The following is a 17,431-nucleotide window of genomic DNA, read 5'->3' as shown; positions in this document are numbered from 1 at the left end:
GGAACCAATCATCTGGAAAGATTTAAGGGATCATTATCCAAGATCAACTCCAGCCCAATGATCGCAGCAAGCTGGTAGTTTGCTGCCTCTCTGAAGGATGAGATTTTGATTCTAGGTAGCTAGACATAAAGCACTCCTCTCTAAATCTTTTACTTGGGCGATTAGCGGTGGGGTATCGCCCGATAAAGTGGCGTTATGGATTGGCGATACCGTTGAGACGGTATTAACTTACTACTGTCATCCTGAAATAGTCAGCGCTGAGTGCCCAGACTTTTAAAAATTATGCTACTTAAATCCTACTTAAACGGTAGTCTGAAAGAATGACCATATCAGCTTACAGAGGGCGCGTCATGTTGCCAAAACCCAAGAAAAATTGGACACCGCAGCACTGGGCAAGTTGGAAGCCTTTCGGCATTGGCGAACAGTATCCCAACAACTATTGGGAGGTATTTCGGGCAATCTGGCTGTCTCGTGACAAACTACCCTATGCGTGGAATATTCTCGATAAAGGTGTTTGCGATGGTTGCGCTCTCGGAACAACCGGGATGAAAGATTGGACTTTAGATGGCATCCATCTGTGTAATGTCCGGTTGCGGCTGTTGCGGATGAATACTATGCCAGCTTTTGACGCTCTGCTATTGGAAGATGTCTCACAGTTACAAAAGCAAAGAAGTGCCCAATTACGAGACTTGGGACGACTTGCTTACCCGATGATGCGTCAAAGAGGGGAAAAAGGCTTTCGCCGTGTTAGCTGGGATGAAGCTTTAGGGATAATTAGCGATCGCATCCGCGCTACTACACCAGACCGCCTCAGTTTCTATGTTACCAGTCGCGGTACTGTCAACGAAACTTATTACGCCACCCAAAAAGCTGTGCGGGCAATGGGAAGCAATAATATTGATAACGCTGCCCGTATCTGCCATTCTCCCAGTACGGCGGGACTGAAAGCTGCTCTCGGTGCAGGGGCTACCACCTGTTCTTATAAAGATTGGATTGGTACTGATTTATTAGTCTTCATTGGCTCCAACGTTGCCAACAATCAGCCAGTCACCGTCAAGTATCTGCATTACGCCAAGAAAGCTGGCACTAAAATTGTAGTTATTAATACTTATCGTGAGCCAGGAATGGAGCGCTACTGGGTGCCCTCAATTGTAGAAAGTGCCCTTTTCGGTACAAAGTTTGCCGAAGACTTCTTCTTAATCAATATGGGCGGGGATATAGCCTTTTTGAATGGCACAATTAAACATATAATTGCTAACAACTGGGTAGACCAGTCATTTATAGATTTACACACAGATGGCTTTGCTGAACTCAAAGCATCGTTAGAATGCCAATCTTGGGAAGAATTAGAGCGGCTTTCTGGTACATCCCGCGAGTCAATGTACGGCTTTGCCAAAATGGTTAAAGAAGCAAATAAAGCTGTATTTGTTTGGAGTATGGGCATTACTCAGCATGAATGCGGCGAAGATAACGTGCGAAGTATCATCAACTTAGCTCTCACCAAAGGTTTTGTCGGTCGTGAAGGCTGCGGTTTAATGCCAATTCGCGGTCACTCTGGGGTGCAGGGTGGTGCAGAGATGGGATGTTACGCCACAGTATTTCCTGGTGGTAAACCTATCACCCCAGAAAATGCTGCCCAATTGAGTCAACATTGGGGCTTTGAAGTGCCAGCAAGTAAAGGTTTAATTGCTCCAGAAATGATTAACGCTGCACATCAGGGGCAATTAGATGTGTTGTTCTCTGTGGGCGGTAATTTTTTAGAAGTGCTGCCAGAACCGGATTATGTGGAAGCAGCCCTCAAGCAAATACCGTTGCGGGTACATATGGATATTGTTCTCTCCAGCCAAATGTTGCTGGAACCTGCTGATACTGTGGTGCTTTTACCTGCGACGACTCGCTACGAAATACCAGGGGGAGTCACAGAAACTAACACCGAACGCCGGATAATTTTCAGTCCAGAAATACCGGGGCCGCGCATTGGGGAAACGCGTCCAGAGTGGGAAGTCTTTCTCGAATTGGCAAGGCGCGTGCAACCGGATTTGGCAGATAAGCTGGCTTTTGCTGACACAGCTGCTATCCGTCAAGAAATTGCTCAAGTCGTCCCCCAATATGCTGGTATTCAACACTTACAACAGGCTGGTGATCAATTTCAGTATGGGGGGTCACATTTATGCTTTGGTTGGAATTTCGCGACAGTGGATGGGAAGGCACACTTTGGCGTATTATTGCCACGCCAAAGAGAATTACCAGAGGGTTATTTCTTATTAGCAACGCGCCGAGGCAAACAATTTAATAGTATGGTGCAGGAACGCAAGGATGCCATTACTGGGGCCGTGCGAGAGGCGGTGCTAATGAATGCTGCTGATGCGGCACAGTTGGGTTTAAAAGATCGCGATCGCGTCATTCTTAAGAATGAGTTAGGCGAGTTGTTCTGTCAAGTCTACATTGCGCCAATTCAGTCAGGAAACTTGCAAGTACATTGGCCAGAAGGGAATGTGCTACTAGATAAAAGTAAGCGATCGCTCGAAGGTGTACCTGATTATAATGCGATCGTGCAGTTAGAAAAAATCTGAATCAAGTCTCATTTTTTCAGCTTTAACACTCCCAACAGTATATCCATTAACTTGCATGAAGTCTACCGCAAAGATGAGCATCTCTGCGGTAGTTTTAAGTTAACGACTATAAAAGTTGAGCAAAAATAGCTAAGTCTAGCTTAATTTGCTACTTTCAGTTATCCCCAATTCTAGAAAGCTATTGAGAGTTCTTGGACTTGACTAACCCAATTCTTGCACCAGAGTCAGCAGGAAATTAATCCGCTCCTCAAACTCTAGATTTTTGACCAATGCCACAAATTCATCGGTTTCAGCAGGTGGTTGATAGTCAGACGGCACTGGAATGATGGTTCCATTCTCTATTCCTTGTGCCAGCAGCAACCAAACGTCTAATCTGGAATTGGCACTTAGAGCATTATAGGCTTTGCTGATATTGTTAGCTGCACCTTTAATAATGTCGCGTTGCGCTTGCAGTTGCTCTTCAGGAGACAAGTCCAGGAATTGGTCAAACACCGCTTTAGCAGGAACTTCTATCCTTTCAGGAGGTGCCGGCTGTAGCTGCTCTTTAAGATCCACGTAACCGAACCAAAGTAAGCCTAGCTGAGTATCTACATCAAAGCGTTTAAAAGCTTCTAAAGCTGGTTTTGTTTTTTCATCAGCTGTGTAAGTCATAATAAACTCCAACTAAATTAAGACTATTCTGAATTTTCTGAGTTACTTACTGAAAAAACTTGCCTTCAGTACCTTCATATAACTTAACAAACTGATGAAGATGGATAATCCTACTTAGGGTATGAATAGGACTCACTACATAAGACAGATAGAGATAACTCAAATTGCTAGTTACAAAAATGCCTGCTTCAATGTATAGAAAAGCTAAAATTTTACAGCAGTTTTCATGTATTTAAAATACATCTGTCTTAGGGAAGATTGCTGTGCCGGTAAAGAATGAGTCTATTTACCTAAAAATAGCTGTAAGTAACGTTTGTGACTGTGAGGGTTTTGGTTATATCCAGATATGACCCCAATTTGAGAAGCTACTCTTCAAATCAGCCAAACCTTAGTGATAATACTTATAATTGAAAAGTGAGCGATCGCTTGAAGGGGTTCCTGATTATAATGCAGTAGTACGCTTGGAAAAGCAAACCTAAGATTACCGTTTTCCCACTGCTAGGCTCAACTTCATATCACTACCAAAACTTGCAGCCATGTCTGTCGCCAAAGATTTTGAACCACCAAGAGATGTAATATTTCCACCAGGCGATGTAGAAAGTAACGAACCACCATTGGAAACATACCTACATTTGCAGCAAATGCTGCTATTGATAAAATGCCTTGATTGGTGGTGGCGAGGCCACAACGACTTTTTTGCTGCCGGCAATCTTAGCATTTATTACAGTCCACGCCAGCGTAAATCGGAAGACTTTCGAGGGCCAGATTTCTTTGTTGTGTTGGATACTGAACGCAGACCCCGTGATAGTTGGGTTGTTTGGCAAGAGGACGGCAAATATCCAAATTTGATTATAGAACTGCTTTCAAAATCAACCGCAGCGACTGATAAGGGCTTAAAAAAACAAATTTACCAAGATATCTTTCGCACTCCTGAATATTTCTGGTTTGACCCCAAGAATCTAGAATTTGCTGGGTTTATTTTGTTGGGTGGAACTTATCAACCTATAGAACCCAACCCACAAGGATTGTTGTGGAGTCAGCAGCTAAGTTTGTACTTGGGCGTTCATGAAAATCAATTACGCTATTTCAATGCGGAAGGACAGTTAATGCCTACACCTGAAGAAATTGCCCAGTGGGAAGCGGAACACGCCCAACAAGAAAGACAACGTACTGAACGGCTAGCAGCAAAGTTGCGAGAATTGGGTATTAACCCAGATACGATTTAAAGTATGTAGACTTACTCTAAAAATCATGGAAGCTCAACCAAAGGAGGTTAGAAATTATTTAACATATAACGGTATCAATCCTTTCTTTGAGTGGTTTGACTCTTTGCGAGATAGAAAAGCAAAGGCTAAAATCAGAGCAAGGCTTGACCGAGTAGAAGCAGGTAATTTCGGTGATTGTAAATCAGTGGCAGATGGGGTTTTTGAACTGAGAATAGACTACAGTTCTGGTTATCGCGTTTACTTTGGGCAAGAAGGGTCAGCAATTATTATTCTTTTGTGCGGTGGTGATAAAAGTACTCAATAAAAAGATATTGATAAAGCAAAAGAATATTGGGAAGATTATAGGAGTAGAGATAATGCCTAAAAGTGCAAGTTATCACGAAAAACTGATTGAAGACCTCAAAGACCCATTAGAAGCAGCAGCTTACATCGAAGTTGTTTTAGAATAAGGCCACCCGAAAATGTTGAGTAAGGCACTGAAAAATGTCATTGAGGCAAAAGGTGGAATTGAGCAATTTTCTGTACAAGTTAAGCAAGTTTATGACAAACTCGAACAGATATTATCCGAAAAAGAAGAAATAGAATTTTATTGCCTGAATGCTTTGCTTGATGCATTAGGCTTGCATTTGGCGGTAACAGTTAAGTTAAGCTGAAAAGCTTAAATGCTACAATCCGTAAGTCTCAATGCGATCGTGCGGTTGAAAAAACAAACCTAGATGTTAAAACTCAAACTACTGCTACGGTAAGTTTATATCACCCATATCACCCCAAAACTTGCAGCCATGTCCGCCACCAAAGATTTTGAATTCCAAAATGATGTAATATTTCCTCAAGGGGATTTATATAGTGACGAACCACCTTTGGAAAGTGAACTACATCTACGCCAAATAATTCTGCTATTGCAATCTTTGGAATTGTGGTGGCGAAACCGCAATGACTTTTACGCTGTGGGTAATCTAACAATTTACTACAGTCAACGCCAGAAGAGGTCAGAAGAATTCCGGGGTCCAGATTTTTTTGTCGTGCTGGGATGTGAACGCAAAATTCGTAAAAGTTGGGTTGTTTGGGAAGAAGACGGGAAATATCCCAACATAATTGTAGAACTTCTCTCGAATTCTACAGCCGCAACTGACAAAGGTTTAAAAAAACAAATTTTTCAAGATATCTTTCGCACACCAGAATATTTTTGGTTCGATCCCAATAATTTAGAATTTGCTGGCTTTACCTTGATTGGCGGTACTTATGAACCGATAGAACCTAATGCTCAAAGATGGCTGTGGAGTCAGCAGTTAAATTTGTATTTGGGTGTTTATGAACATAAATTACGCTATTTCACTGCGGAAGGAAATCTAATTCCCACGCCTGAAGAAGTCGCTGAACAAGAACGAGAACGTGCTGAACAAGAAAAACAACGCGCTGAACAAGAACGACAACGCGCTGAACGCCTAGCAGCCAAATTGCGAGAACTGAACATTGACCCAGAAAATTTATCATTATAATGTCAGCCCTACAAGCATAATTACTAATTAGGATCATTTATTCTCGACAACCTCTAGACCTGTCCTAGCTACTGATTTAATATCAACATCCTGATTGTTTAGCAGCACTATTATGGTGGTATTTTGATTGGGGAGATATGCAAGCAATGTTACGAAGCCATAAGCTGTACCACTATGCCCAATTGCTTTTGCTAAAGGAGATGAAAACCGTTCTACACCTAACCCATAGCTATAGCCTTCGCCATTATCTTTAAATTTCAACATTTGTTTCATCATCTTCGAGGAAAGTAAGGTTTTTTTGACAAATAACGCTTTGGCGAACTTGGCTAAATCCTCTGCTGTTGAAACCAACCCACCATCTCCTAAACCATTGCCATCATTGACTTTTTCGTAGCTATCTAGCTTACCATGCTTATGGCGATTGCCATAACCTGTAGCTACTTTTCCAATTGTCGGTTCGCGCAATTCCGTGAAGGTATGTTTTAATCCTAATGGTTTTAAAATCCGACTGCGGATGGCTTGTGCAAGAGTTCCCCTAGTTATATTTTCAACAATCAGTTCCAAAAGAATGTAGTTGCAATCAGTATAAATAAATTTTTCTCCGGGATTTGCCTGTGGTTGCTCTTGATACATATACTGAATAGCTTCTCTGGCTGTCCAAGGCTGTGAGCGACTTCTTTTTTTCGTAGCTTGAATAAACTTTTTTGTGTCTAGGTATTCAGCAACACCACTGGTGTGGTTGAGGAGTTGACGAACTGTAATTTTGTCGCTGTTGATAATATGAGGACTGATGTCTCTTGGTAGATAGGTAGCGATCGCCTGATCTAATTCTATCTTCCCTTGTTCCACTAATTTCAGCACAACCACCGCCATAAAAGTTTTACTCATACTGGCAATAGAAAAGCCATCCGTGGGTTTCATCCGGGTTTTAGTTGACAAGTTATTGACACCAGATGCTCCCAGCCAAGAACCTTTAGGTGTAGAAATATACATAACTGCACCAGGGATTTTTTGTTCTACAACTATCTGATTTAAAAGTGTCTGTAGTTGAGAACTTTTTCCGATGGTGGAGGTAGACATGACTTGTTTAGCAAGAGATTTTTCAATTACTCCCTGACTAATGTTATTACCCACTAGGTATCCTGCAAAACCAAGGGAAATCACAAAGACTATTGCAAATAAAACTTTACTGAAAGCCAAAAATTTTAGGTTCATTTTACTTCCTAAACAGAAACCTAGCTGAACTAGCTCAACTGCACAAAGTAGTTGGTGAGCATCAAAGAGACATCTGATATACAAATAGCATTACTCTGTTTCCAGATTAGTATCAAAATTTCAATTCACCAACTCTCACAAATATGACAATGCCAACTAAAAGCAAGACCAAAGCCACTGTTTGGGTAGTGGAAAAAGGTCAAGTACGACCTCGTTTAGATCATCTCACTACTGAGGAACCTTTAGAAATTCGCCTTGTTCCTCTCCAGAAGACGGTAGCTGTTACCATGCGGACACCAGGGGCAGATTTTGAACTAGCTGCTGGTTTCCTCTACAGTGAAGGAGTTGTTAGCCGCAGGGAGGATATTCGACGTATCAGCTACTGCGTAGATGGTGAACAGCGCCATAACATCGTAAATGTAGAACTGCGGGATGGGTTGATTCCAGACTTACAGCCTTTGGAGCGTCATTTCTACACTAGTAGCGCCTGTGGGGTATGTGGTAAAGCTAGCCTTGAGGCTTTGCGTCTGCGGGGATGTCCAGTGATTCCTTCTGGCCCAACGGTAACACCTGAGATTATCTACAGCCTACCAGACAAGCTTCGGGCTGCTCAAGGTATCTTTACTGCTACAGGGGGTTTGCACGCTGCGGCTACCTTCAATGCTCAAGGAAAATTGTTAAACCTGCGGGAGGATGTTGGGCGACACAATGCTTTAGATAAATTGATTGGTACAGCTTTGCTCAGTGACGAGTTGCCTTTAAATAATTGTATTATCCTGGTTAGCGGACGCTCTAGTTTTGAGATTTTGCAAAAGTCTACAACTGCTGGAGTTCCGATTGTCTGTTCTGTTTCCGCTCCCAGTAGTTTGGCGGTGTCTGTCGCCAAAGAATTCGGGATTACCTTAATTGGATTCCTGCGCGGGGAACGGTTCAATATTTATACTGGTTTACAAAGAATAAACGCTGCTTAAAAACACATTGTGCCATACCTTTGGCAACCCCTCCGGTGTACCCAGTAGCAGTATCAGTTGTCAATTAACTTTGGTCTGACTGTGACATTTATATTGGGCATCTCCACAAATTAAATATGCGTTATCTAGAACCCTTGTAGAGACGCGAAATTTCACGTCTCTACATTCTTTTTCGGAGATGTCTATTGGGCATTCCCGCTTCGGGTTGCCGTAGGCATCACTATGCAGATATACTTACTCAAGTAGAAAAGTTGTCGCAAAGCAATCTGAAATTTGAAGATTATTTTATTTTGTAGACATAGGAGTGAAAATGACATAGGGACAATTCATGAATTGTCCCTACCAAGGATTTCGAGCAACGCAGAATTAATTTTCACTCCTATGTCTTGTGATATGCTATTGCGGATTTAACAAATAAATTCCATAAAATGCTTCATGCGACGAGACTCGATATTTTACAAACTGTTTCAACAATCCCCCACTTTGCTGTTTGAACTATTGACAAATCCCCCGACAAATGCTGATAACTATAGATTTGATTCGGTTGCTGTCAAAGAACACAAATTTGAAATTGATGGTGTGTTTTTACCACCTGAAAATGAAAGTCCGGGTACTGTATATTTCTGTGAGGTACAGTTCCAGAAGGACGAAAGACTGTATGAAAGAGTATTTGCGGAATCATCGTTATATTTTTACCGCAACCGTGCCAGATTTAGCGATTGGCAAGCAGCGATCATTTACCCGTCACGCAGTATTGAGCAAACTGACATTCATCCTCACCGAACGCTACTTAACGGAAACCAAGTGCATCGGGTGTATTTGGATGAATTGGGGGATATTCGTCAACTACCTGTATGGGTAGCATTGATGGTGTTAACTACGGTGGAAGAAGAGCAAGCACCGGAAGAAGCAAGATATTTGTTACCCTGAACCCGTCAAGAAGTACCATCTTCATCAAGTATCGCCATAATAGAGATATTGACAACAATAATGGTGTACAAGTTTGAACAATTAAGCCGAATGGAGGTAGAAGAGATGTTAGGAATTACACTCAAGGAAACAAGAGTTTACAGGGAAATTAAGGAAGAGGGGCGAGAAGAGGGGCGAGAAGAAGGACGACAGCAAGAGGCTGCTAATCTGGTAATTCGACTGCTAACTAAGCGATTTGGAGAAGTTTCTCTTGAAATGCGATCGCACATTTCCAGTCTAGCTCTAGCTGTTCTCGAAGATTTGAGTGAAGCACTGTTAGATTTTACCAGTATCGCTGATGTGCAGGCTTGGCTAGAAGGACGATAATTAAATAGCCCCAAACCAAGCTGTTCAGGCGATTGCCAACAGAAGAGCGAGTTAAAGCTCCCAACGAATAAAGCCGATGATTGTCAAAGGCGCACCTCTTTCAAGACCTAAAGTGTAACCGTAGGTAGAACTAAAATAGTCCGTATCAAATAGATTACGAATATTGATTGCAGCGTTCAAACCATCTCTACGGTAGAAAATCGCCGCATCGGTACGCAAGTAATTGGGTAGTTCAACCGAGTTGTCTAAAAGTGCCGCCCCCTCACCCATATAAAAAAGCCCTAAACCAAATCCCAAACCTTTGAGTGAACCCTTCTGGATTTGATATGTTGTCCAGAGGCTAGCTTGATTTTCTGGCACACCCAGCAATTTGTTGCCTACAGAAATGTCATTATCCTCGGTAACTTCTGCATCGGTATAGGCATAAGAAGCGATCACCTTCCACCCTGGTAGAATCTCACCCGCGATATCTAATTCAATCCCTCGACTCCTTTGCTCCCCTACTTGAATCTGGAAATCACGGTTATTTTGATCCTGTATTGTAACATTCGTCTTGGTGATTTCATAGGCTGCCAATGTTGTTGAAAGCTTTCCATCTAAAAAGTCAGCTTTAATGCCTGCTTCATATTGGGTTCCTTTGGTGCGCTGTCATGCTAATAGTCATGGTCAGCGACCAATATATTAATACTATTAATTAGCAATAATTTTACAGTAATTAGGTCAAAATACTGTGAGGATTAGATATTTACCAAAGATTGCTCTTGTTTGAGTTTTGCTCAAGACCATTAACCATAAACAAAAAAAATACTAAAGTTATTTCATCCGGCGTGATTCAATATTTTACAAATTGTTTCAACAATCCCTCACTTTCCTCTTTGAACAATTAAGCCGAATGGAGGTAGAAGAGGTGTTAGGAATTACACTCAAGAAAACACGAGTTTACAGGGAAATTAAGGAAGAAGGACGACAGCAAGAGGCTGCTAATCTTGTAATTCGACTGTTAAGGTGATTTATGACAAAGAATATACCCAGGTTGACGAGTTTCGACAACTCTTGGAGACGCTACGCGTAGCTTGCTTAAGAGTAGGGGTACGCTCAACTCTCGATCCCTTAGTTAGTTGAGCGAAGTCGAAACCAACGGCGGCGGTAGATTTATTAATGGAAATTGCCTAACTAAGCGATTTGGAGAACTTTCTCTTAAAATGCGATCGCACATTTCCAGTCTACTTCTATCTGTTCTCGAAAATTTGAGCGAGGCACTGTTAGATTTTTGCTGGCGGCAGAGCAGCCACAGGCTGGAAAGGAGGTTTTAAAGGAGTTTTCACCAATGAGCAATGCTGTACACCTACCACGTCGTCTATTTAACTAAAAATAGCTGTAATAAAGAGCAACTTTCGTAGGGTGTTTTACCGCCGAAAGTATTGGGATGGTGCGTTATGCTCTTGGCTAAGGCACCCTACGAAACTGAAGTTTTGCATTTTATTTAATCCCCATTTTTTAAAGATTATATAGGAGTTTTCACTCCTGCCTTTTAGCTGTCTTGAGCCAAGATATTGAACCTTTAATTGCTATGAACAGGAGAATTACATAAAGAAAAGCAATACGCACTCCGTGGCGCTATCTATCCGCCAGTCTTACAGAATTCATACTCAATTCTGACTCCTGAATTTTGTTATAAAACAGTTTCAGAGGAAAATAACTCTCCCAGGTTGCCATACTTTTGGTAACGATATAATACTTTTTTAACAATACTAATGCGTGTATTTAGGTCGCCATACAAGCGAAAAAATGGAATTTTCCTAATAATTAAATCGCTCTTAATCTGTTTTTGAAATATGCTCCTGTTTGCCTCTCCAGAGCGATCCCAGGTATCATCATAGGGTATATCTGAATCACAAATAAATACTAAATCATAGCGGGACATGGCTTGATGGGCAAGTTCTGCTAACTCTGGGGCAACAGTTTTATGGTAGTATAACGAGAATTGATAGGTTGTCAATGCATTGGTATCTGTAAATAAGTATTGGTTTGCTTGCAATAATAAGGCTTCTTCACGTTCTAAATGCCCTTCGGCAATCTCCACAAGTTGGGAGAGCGAAAGTCGTCTGTTAATTTGATGTTTTTCCCAATACTCGCGCCCATACTCCGGCATCCATACAGTGTTGTACTCTTTAGCTAATTGTGATGCAATGGTAGTTTTACCAGTTGAAGGAGCGCCGAGAAAAACAACGTTAGTGATCAGATCACGGTACACATCAGGATGTAAATACTCCCGAAATGCGTAAGCGTCTCTTCTTACTTGCGTTCCAGAAATCGGAAACGTTTGGCGATCGCAATCCACAAGCCGATTGACTGCTCCCAATGCCTGACTTACGTGTTCCCCGTAAAATTCACTAGAGTAAAAGTGGGTAATTTTTTTTGATTCTAATTGTTTAAGGATGTAATCTTCGTGCTTTTTCTTAATCTCAGGAGTGTAACCAACCTCAGTTGGGCCATCCCACGCTTCAATTACCAGAATTTGTGGATAAATTTTCCGCAGCCAGTTAGCTCGAACTGTTAAAGGAATCGCAGTCACCTCTGGACAATCATAAATCATCACAACCATTTCATCCATCTCTGCTAAGGCAGTTTCAATCACAAATTGATGCCCTTTGTGCAGAGGTGCATATTTGCCTAGCATGAGTCCGCATTTACCACTCATAATTTTGATTTTTCTTAGCTTTATATTTAAATTACACTAATGTCTGTTTAAAAAATGGCGATCGCATACCCGCCCAATTTAGGCGATGGCACTACCTTGCTACTATGTCAGATATTAGGATTAGCTAGATTTGCAATCATACTTTGTATGGAAGTTCTGCACACACTTTCAGATTTCATTGACAGCGATTTTGCTGTTAGCGATTCATCTTGTAGTTATTGGTACGAAGGGCGTTGTCTCGAAAGTGGTGGCAGCTACGCCCATCGTAGACATCGCCTGAAATTACCCCGCACCTCAATGTCCGAAGCGATCGCCCACGGACTAATGCAAGACTTTACCAATAATGACTGTTATTCTCGTGAAGGCAAGATGTATGGAATACTATTGGTTGAACTGCCTAATGGCGAACAACGAGTACTCAAAGCCTTTTCTGGTCTTTTGAATGGTTGCAGTGTCGTTGAGGGCTGGGTGCCGCCAATTCCAGGAAGAGACGAAGTTGCTTTAGAGGAAGCCCGCACTTTGGCACAGTTGGACGCGATTAAGCAAGAACTCGTTACCTTGAAGCAACTCACCGAACGCCAGCAGTACCAAACCCTGTTTGATCAGTTTGAGCAGCAATTGCAAGCAATGAGCGATCGCCATCGCCATTGCAAACATCAACGACAGGAAAAACGTCAGCAAATCTGCAATACACTCACTTCAGAAGCCCTGACTATTGCCCTTGAACAACTCGACGAAGAGAGTCGTCAGCAGGGAATTGAGCGACGACAACTTAAACGCCAGCAAAATGCAGTATTACAGCCCCTCCAGCAGTTAATTGCAGCGACGGATGCGCGAATTAGCGAACTGAAACAACAGCGCAAAGCACTGTCTCGTCAATTACAAGCTCAGATGCACGCTAGTTACAGCCTGACTAATTTTTCCGGGCGATCGCAATCATTGCAAGAATTGATGCCAGGAGGTTTGCCCACTGGCACAGGAGACTGTTGTGCCCCCAAGCTACTACATTATGCGGCAACACATAATCTAAAACCATTGGCAATGGCAGAATTTTGGTGGGGTGCGTCTTTGGGAAATCAGGATAAAATCCAGGGAGAATTTTATGGAGCATGTGCCGAGAGATGTCAGCCATTGATGGGGTTTTTGCTCTCTGGGTTAAGACCTAACCCCCCAGGCCCCTTCCCTGCATTCGCGCAGCGTCTCGAAGAGAGGGAAGGGGGAGTAAGAAGCTTCTCGCGTATCAGGGGAGAGGTCACTTTACCCATTCTTTATGAAGATGAATGGTTGATTGCTGTAAACAAACCTGCTGGGCTACTTTCGGTACCTGGTCGTTATGGCGATCGCCAAGATAGTGTTTTGAGTCGTTTACGTCATTTGTTAGCTGATGGCATGGCAGTTGTATCTGTGCATCGTTTAGATCAGGAAACATCTGGTATTCTGTTGTTGGCACGCGATCGCCAAACTCATCGGCAACTTAGCCAGCAGTTTCAGCAACGGCAAGTTCACAAGGTTTATGAAGCCATACTTTCTGGTGCTGTGACAGTTGAGCAAGGTGTGATTGAACTGCCACTGTGGGGAGATCCCGAAAATCGCCCTGAGCAAAAAGTTGATTGGCAGCAGGGTAAACCTAGCTTGACACACTTCCAGGTAATGGCGAGAGAAGGAGACTACACCCGCGTAGAATTTACGCCGCTAACAGGACGCACTCATCAGTTGAGAGTTCATGCGGCTGATGCGCGAGGACTTGGGGTAACTATTTTAGGCGATCGCCTTTATGGATGCTGTGCAGTTACCAATCGGTTACATCTCCACGCCAGAGAACTTCGCTTCCAGCATCCGCAGTTAGAAAAAACCCTGCATTTACAAGCAATTACGCCCTTTTGACATCAAGCATTTTAAGAACTCTTATGAATATTGTTGTTTTCATTTTAATATAAAAAAATCGTGAAATTCTTCCGTAGAAAAAGGATGAGAAATAATCCTAATTGAGAAGGCATTATTTCAATTAGGGAAAATACCGATAAATCTCCTTACGGTGTACTTTTGAGCGCTTTGATATCTTTCAGAAAGCTGGATAGATACTGGGTATTCACTCTTTCTCTAGTTCTGCTAATGCTTCTTCAAGGTTCAGTGGTTTTTCATCTTGCACTTCCTTCATCGCTAGAATTAATCCTTCATCCTCAATAGCTTCTAGCAAACGTTGATAATCATGAAAATCTATAACTACTTTCCTGATGTTACCTTCAGTATCAGTGATTAGTTCTTGAGCAAATGGATATTTATCAGCTTTCATTTGGATTTTAGCTTGTAAGCCTTAAATAAACACAGTCTCTAGAAACAGGCGATCGCTTTTCTATGCGATCGCCTGTTTCTATTATGTCATTTATCCCCAAACGTTCGGCTTCTAAAATTAGCGATCGCGATCGCTCATAACTAGCATCAACAGGTTCTTCTTGAGTATCTTGGGGGCCAAAGTTACCACCAACAGGTGTCCAAATACCATAACGTGGTTCTGACATGGTGAACTCCAAATGAAGTCAGGATGCGGATTAGGGAGATAACGGAGAAAAGAAATTTAAGATTGAAATAATTCAGGCTATCGCACTCTAGAAAGATCAATCCAACACGGTGGCAGGGGAGACACTGCATTAGATAATTTTATAGTACGGTAAATTTATCAACTTACTGTACAATATTTTCAGCTATGATCGCCTCCTTTGGTATATTGCTTACACTTAATGGCAATACAAAGGAAGTGAACGAGTGTAAACACCGCCCTCTGGGTAAAACTCAGGAGAATTTATAATATGAGCAACAAGCACATTGAAGTTAAACAGGTAGCTGGTTTCATCGGTGCCGAAATCAACGGCGTAGACCTTTCGCGTCCTCTGCACGATGATGCAGTTGCCAAAATTCGTCAAGCACTGTTGAAGTGGAAAGTCATATTCTTTCGCGGTCAGAACATCGATCATGCTGCACAGATTGCTTTTACATCTCGTTTCGGCGAAGTGACCTATGCACATCCCCACGAAGATCAGCCAATCGAAGGCTTCTCACAAATACTGCCCATTGACCGCAGCCGCTACGAACGCAAGAATGGTCTGCGTCGTTCTAGCTACGAGAGCCGTTGGCACACCGATGTGACAGCAGTTGTTAACCCACCGGCGGGGTCTATTTTACGTGCAGTTGACGTCCCTAGTTTTGGTGGTGAGACACAATGGACTAATCTGGTTGCAGCTTACGAGGGTCTGTCAGCACCACTGAAAGCGCTAGCAGACACATTGAAAGCAGAACATCGCTTCAATGCGCGTTTGCGGCTGCCTAGCAACAGCAAGCTTGTCCAGCGCATCGCAGCTAATCCCCAGGTTTCCATTCACCCAGTGGTGCGGGTTCATCCAGAGACAGGCGAACGTGCATTATTCGTCAATCCTGGCTTCACTTCTCACATTCTTGACGTATCACCACAAGAGAGTGAGCTACTGCTGGAGCTGTTCTTCAACCAGATCACCAAGCCAGCCTACACCACCCGCTTTCGCTGGAACAATGGTGACATTGCGTTCTGGGACAACCGCGCCACCGCACATTTAGCGCCGCAGGATTTAGATCATGTAGAAGTCGAGCGCGTACTTTATCGCACCACCATTACTGGTGATATTCCAGTCGGGCCTGATGGTTTCCAATCGCAAATAGTTGAAGGTGAACCATTAAGCAGCGAATTACCAACCGTTTTCAAGAAGAAAGGCGAGAAGCTAGAAGCAGAAGCAGAAGCAATCCTTTCGTCAGCTAGATAGTTAGAACTAGTCTTTTCAACGTGAGCATCTGTACTATCAAAGTTTTTGCGGCATTTCAGGTATCGGCTGGAATTTAAGAAAGAGATTATGCACTAAACTCCAAATTTGTGGGCTGTCAATTAAGCGATGCCTAGGTTGGGTTACGCCTACGACTGAGCCAAAATACCAAAATTGGGTTAAAACATTATTTCTTTCATAGATAGTACGAACCTTCGCTTTGAAAGGGCTAGTACCACAAGGCAAAAGTCAAAAGTCAAAAATTTTGTATAGTAAGGCTTTTGACTTTCCCGTTCGCCTAGCGTCTCCAAGAGTTGGGGCTGATTGTTGACTGTTAACAAAAATTAAATTGAAAACGTATTGCGATCGCTGTCTACTCTACCTAACTAATATTACTGGTGGGTGGATGAGTAGTCAGCAGGATACTAAACAATTCTATGAAGGATTAAGCCGTGGTCAAACTAATTCTACCTATAGAGCTTGCCGCCGAGATTGAGCCACACCTATCAGCTGATACGCAATTTGTGCAAGTAGATAGTGATGGTAATTTTGATGGTGATGCTAGTGATGCGGAAATTTATCTTAATGGGTTCAAATTGAAGCCGACTACTCTACATAAGGTGCTGGGGGCTGCTCCTGGACTACGTTGGCAACAAACTCCTAGTGCTGGTGTAAATCACATCCTCACACCCATTTTTCTCCAACACGATATTATCCTGACTAATGCTGCGGGGGTTCATGCAATTCCCATTTCAGAATTTGTCTTAACTTTGATTCTCTATCATGCCAAGCAGTTACGGCAACTGCAAGCAGATCATGATCAACGCATATGGGAAAAAAGCTGGTTGGTACTGCCAGAGTTGGCAAATTCAACTGTGTTAATTGTCGGTACTGGGAATATTGGTCAAGCGATCGCATCTCGTGCTAAAGCATTTGGGGCAAGAGTTTGGGGTGGTCGCCGTCATCCTGAATCGTTACCAAATTTTGATAAAATCGTTGGTACAGATGAATGGCACGCATTATTGCCAGAAGTTGATTATATAATTGTTGCGACACCTTTAACACCAGAAACTAAAGGTTTAATTGATGAAACAGTACTGCGATCGCTACCTAGTCATGCTTATTTAATTAATGTGGGTCGCGGTGCGGTTGTAGATGAATCAGCATTAACTAAGGCTCTAACTGAAGGCTGGATTGCAGGTGCAGGATTAGACACAGTTTCTATTGAACCCCTACCGCCAGAAAGTCCTTTGTGGTCTTTACCTAACCTATTTATTACACCCCACACTTCCGCAATTTCCCCAGCATTAAAAGGGCGCATCGCCGCCTTGTTTCTCGATAATCTAGAGCGCTACCGAGCTGGACAGCCCTTACGCAATGTAGTTAATAAGCAAGCAGGATATTAAACCGCTAGAGACATCGAACATGGGGATATTCATTGAAGAAGAATTCAGAAGTCAGAATTCAGGAGTCAGAATCAAGACGCTCTCTACGAGACGCTAAAAGCGAAC

General features: G+C 42.6%; 15 protein-coding genes and 2 pseudogenes. 11 read left to right on the top strand and 6 right to left on the bottom strand.

The features are described from left to right. Nucleotides 1-350 precede the first annotated feature (350 nt). Entirely contained in the window at nt 351-2,573 is a 2,223-nt protein-coding gene (locus tag PUQ00_RS23040; RefSeq protein WP_300421236.1) for an FdhF/YdeP family oxidoreductase, read from the top strand. Nucleotides 2,574-2,774: 201 nt separating this feature from the next. On the opposite strand, the gene PUQ00_RS23035 is transcribed toward PUQ00_RS23040, so the two are convergent. Further along, nucleotides 2,775-3,224, bottom strand: a complete 450-nt coding sequence (locus PUQ00_RS23035) for an orange carotenoid protein N-terminal domain-containing protein (protein ID WP_300421212.1) — start codon at nt 3,222-3,224, stop codon at nt 2,775-2,777. 536 nt (nt 3,225-3,760) lie between these two features. Between PUQ00_RS23035 and PUQ00_RS23030 the strand changes: the two genes are divergently transcribed. From PUQ00_RS23030 to PUQ00_RS23015, 4 genes are all read left to right on the top strand, one after another. Next, a complete protein-coding gene (locus PUQ00_RS23030; RefSeq protein ID WP_300421210.1) occupies nt 3,761-4,450 on the top strand; it encodes a Uma2 family endonuclease in 690 nt (229 codons plus the stop codon). Nucleotides 4,451-4,475: 25 nt separating this feature from the next. After that, complete coding sequence (locus PUQ00_RS23025; RefSeq protein WP_300421207.1) at nt 4,476-4,754, top strand: type II toxin-antitoxin system RelE/ParE family toxin; 279 nt, start codon at nt 4,476-4,478, stop codon at nt 4,752-4,754. A 157-nt stretch (nt 4,755-4,911) separates the two neighbouring features. Continuing rightward, entirely contained in the window at nt 4,912-5,103 is a 192-nt protein-coding gene (locus PUQ00_RS23020; RefSeq protein WP_300421205.1) for a hypothetical protein, read from the top strand. 129 nt (nt 5,104-5,232) lie between these two features. Beyond that, entirely contained in the window at nt 5,233-5,949 is a 717-nt protein-coding gene (locus PUQ00_RS23015; RefSeq protein WP_300421202.1) for a Uma2 family endonuclease, read from the top strand. Nucleotides 5,950-5,982: 33 nt separating this feature from the next. Here the strand turns inward: PUQ00_RS23015 and PUQ00_RS23010 are convergent, their stop codons facing one another. Continuing rightward, nucleotides 5,983-7,164: a serine hydrolase domain-containing protein gene (locus PUQ00_RS23010; RefSeq protein WP_300421200.1), complete on the bottom strand. Its 1,182-nt coding sequence runs from the start codon at nt 7,162-7,164 to the stop codon at nt 5,983-5,985. Between the two features lie 143 nt (nt 7,165-7,307). Between PUQ00_RS23010 and fdhD the strand changes: the two genes are divergently transcribed. Then, the gene (gene fdhD, locus PUQ00_RS23005; protein ID WP_300421198.1) at nt 7,308-8,135 is read left to right on the top strand and encodes a formate dehydrogenase accessory sulfurtransferase FdhD; all 828 of its coding nucleotides are present in this window, start codon (nt 7,308-7,310) and stop codon (nt 8,133-8,135) included. A 435-nt stretch (nt 8,136-8,570) separates the two neighbouring features. Beyond that, nucleotides 8,571-9,431: pseudogene (locus tag PUQ00_RS23000) on the top strand (Rpn family recombination-promoting nuclease/putative transposase). Nucleotides 9,432-9,482: 51 nt separating this feature from the next. Here the strand turns inward: PUQ00_RS23000 and PUQ00_RS22995 are convergent. After that, nucleotides 9,483-10,058 (bottom strand): annotated as a pseudogene (locus tag PUQ00_RS22995) (TonB-dependent receptor); the annotation flags it as partial. 491 nt (nt 10,059-10,549) lie between these two features. Between PUQ00_RS22995 and PUQ00_RS22990 the strand changes: the two are divergent. Next, complete coding sequence (locus PUQ00_RS22990) at nt 10,550-10,744, top strand: DUF4351 domain-containing protein (RefSeq protein ID WP_335029849.1); 195 nt, start codon at nt 10,550-10,552, stop codon at nt 10,742-10,744. Between the two features lie 359 nt (nt 10,745-11,103). On the opposite strand, the gene PUQ00_RS22985 is transcribed toward PUQ00_RS22990, so the two are convergent. Next, entirely contained in the window at nt 11,104-12,132 is a 1,029-nt protein-coding gene (locus PUQ00_RS22985; protein ID WP_300421196.1) for an AAA family ATPase, read from the bottom strand. Nucleotides 12,133-12,279: 147 nt separating this feature from the next. Between PUQ00_RS22985 and PUQ00_RS22980 the strand changes: the two genes are divergently transcribed. Beyond that, entirely contained in the window at nt 12,280-14,016 is a 1,737-nt protein-coding gene (locus tag PUQ00_RS22980) for an RluA family pseudouridine synthase (protein WP_300421234.1), read from the top strand. A gap of 205 nt (nt 14,017-14,221) precedes the next feature. Here the strand turns inward: PUQ00_RS22980 and PUQ00_RS22975 are convergent, their stop codons facing one another. Further along, the gene (locus PUQ00_RS22975; RefSeq protein WP_300421193.1) at nt 14,222-14,425 is read right to left on the bottom strand and encodes a hypothetical protein; all 204 of its coding nucleotides are present in this window, start codon (nt 14,423-14,425) and stop codon (nt 14,222-14,224) included. 7 nt (nt 14,426-14,432) lie between these two features. Next, nucleotides 14,433-14,651 (bottom strand): hypothetical protein, encoded by a 219-nt coding sequence (locus PUQ00_RS22970; RefSeq protein ID WP_300421191.1) that lies wholly within the window; start codon nt 14,649-14,651, stop codon nt 14,433-14,435. A 288-nt stretch (nt 14,652-14,939) separates the two neighbouring features. Here PUQ00_RS22970 and PUQ00_RS22965 point away from each other — a divergent pair, with 288 nt between their 5' ends. Beyond that, entirely contained in the window at nt 14,940-15,923 is a 984-nt protein-coding gene (locus PUQ00_RS22965) for a TauD/TfdA family dioxygenase (RefSeq protein ID WP_300421188.1), read from the top strand. 449 nt (nt 15,924-16,372) lie between these two features. Further along, complete coding sequence (locus PUQ00_RS22960; RefSeq protein ID WP_300421185.1) at nt 16,373-17,326, top strand: D-2-hydroxyacid dehydrogenase; 954 nt, start codon at nt 16,373-16,375, stop codon at nt 17,324-17,326. The last annotated feature ends 105 nt before the right edge of the window (nt 17,327-17,431 follow it).

Source organism: Nostoc sp. S13, assembly GCF_029379315.1.
In the GTDB taxonomy this organism is placed as follows: Bacteria; Cyanobacteriota; Cyanobacteriia; order Cyanobacteriales; family Nostocaceae; genus Nostoc.
This window is presented reverse-complemented; position numbering and strand designations above follow the sequence as displayed.

Coding starts and splice junctions, on each gene's coding strand:
- PUQ00_RS23040 (WP_300421236.1), top strand. CDS start 351: ATGTTGCCAAAACCCAAGAAAAATTGGACACCGCAGCACTGGGCAAGT.
- PUQ00_RS23035 (WP_300421212.1), bottom strand. CDS start 3,224: ATGACTTACACAGCTGATGAAAAAACAAAACCAGCTTTAGAAGCTTTT.
- PUQ00_RS23030 (WP_300421210.1), top strand. CDS start 3,761: ATGTCTGTCGCCAAAGATTTTGAACCACCAAGAGATGTAATATTTCCA.
- PUQ00_RS23025 (WP_300421207.1), top strand. CDS start 4,476: ATGGAAGCTCAACCAAAGGAGGTTAGAAATTATTTAACATATAACGGT.
- PUQ00_RS23020 (WP_300421205.1), top strand. CDS start 4,912: ATGTTGAGTAAGGCACTGAAAAATGTCATTGAGGCAAAAGGTGGAATT.
- PUQ00_RS23015 (WP_300421202.1), top strand. CDS start 5,233: ATGTCCGCCACCAAAGATTTTGAATTCCAAAATGATGTAATATTTCCT.
- PUQ00_RS23010 (WP_300421200.1), bottom strand. CDS start 7,164: ATGAACCTAAAATTTTTGGCTTTCAGTAAAGTTTTATTTGCAATAGTC.
- fdhD (WP_300421198.1), top strand. CDS start 7,308: ATGACAATGCCAACTAAAAGCAAGACCAAAGCCACTGTTTGGGTAGTG.
- PUQ00_RS22985 (WP_300421196.1), bottom strand. CDS start 12,132: ATGAGTGGTAAATGCGGACTCATGCTAGGCAAATATGCACCTCTGCAC.
- PUQ00_RS22980 (WP_300421234.1), top strand. CDS start 12,280: ATGGAAGTTCTGCACACACTTTCAGATTTCATTGACAGCGATTTTGCT.
- PUQ00_RS22975 (WP_300421193.1), bottom strand. CDS start 14,425: ATGAAAGCTGATAAATATCCATTTGCTCAAGAACTAATCACTGATACT.
- PUQ00_RS22970 (WP_300421191.1), bottom strand. CDS start 14,651: ATGTCAGAACCACGTTATGGTATTTGGACACCTGTTGGTGGTAACTTT.
- PUQ00_RS22965 (WP_300421188.1), top strand. CDS start 14,940: ATGAGCAACAAGCACATTGAAGTTAAACAGGTAGCTGGTTTCATCGGT.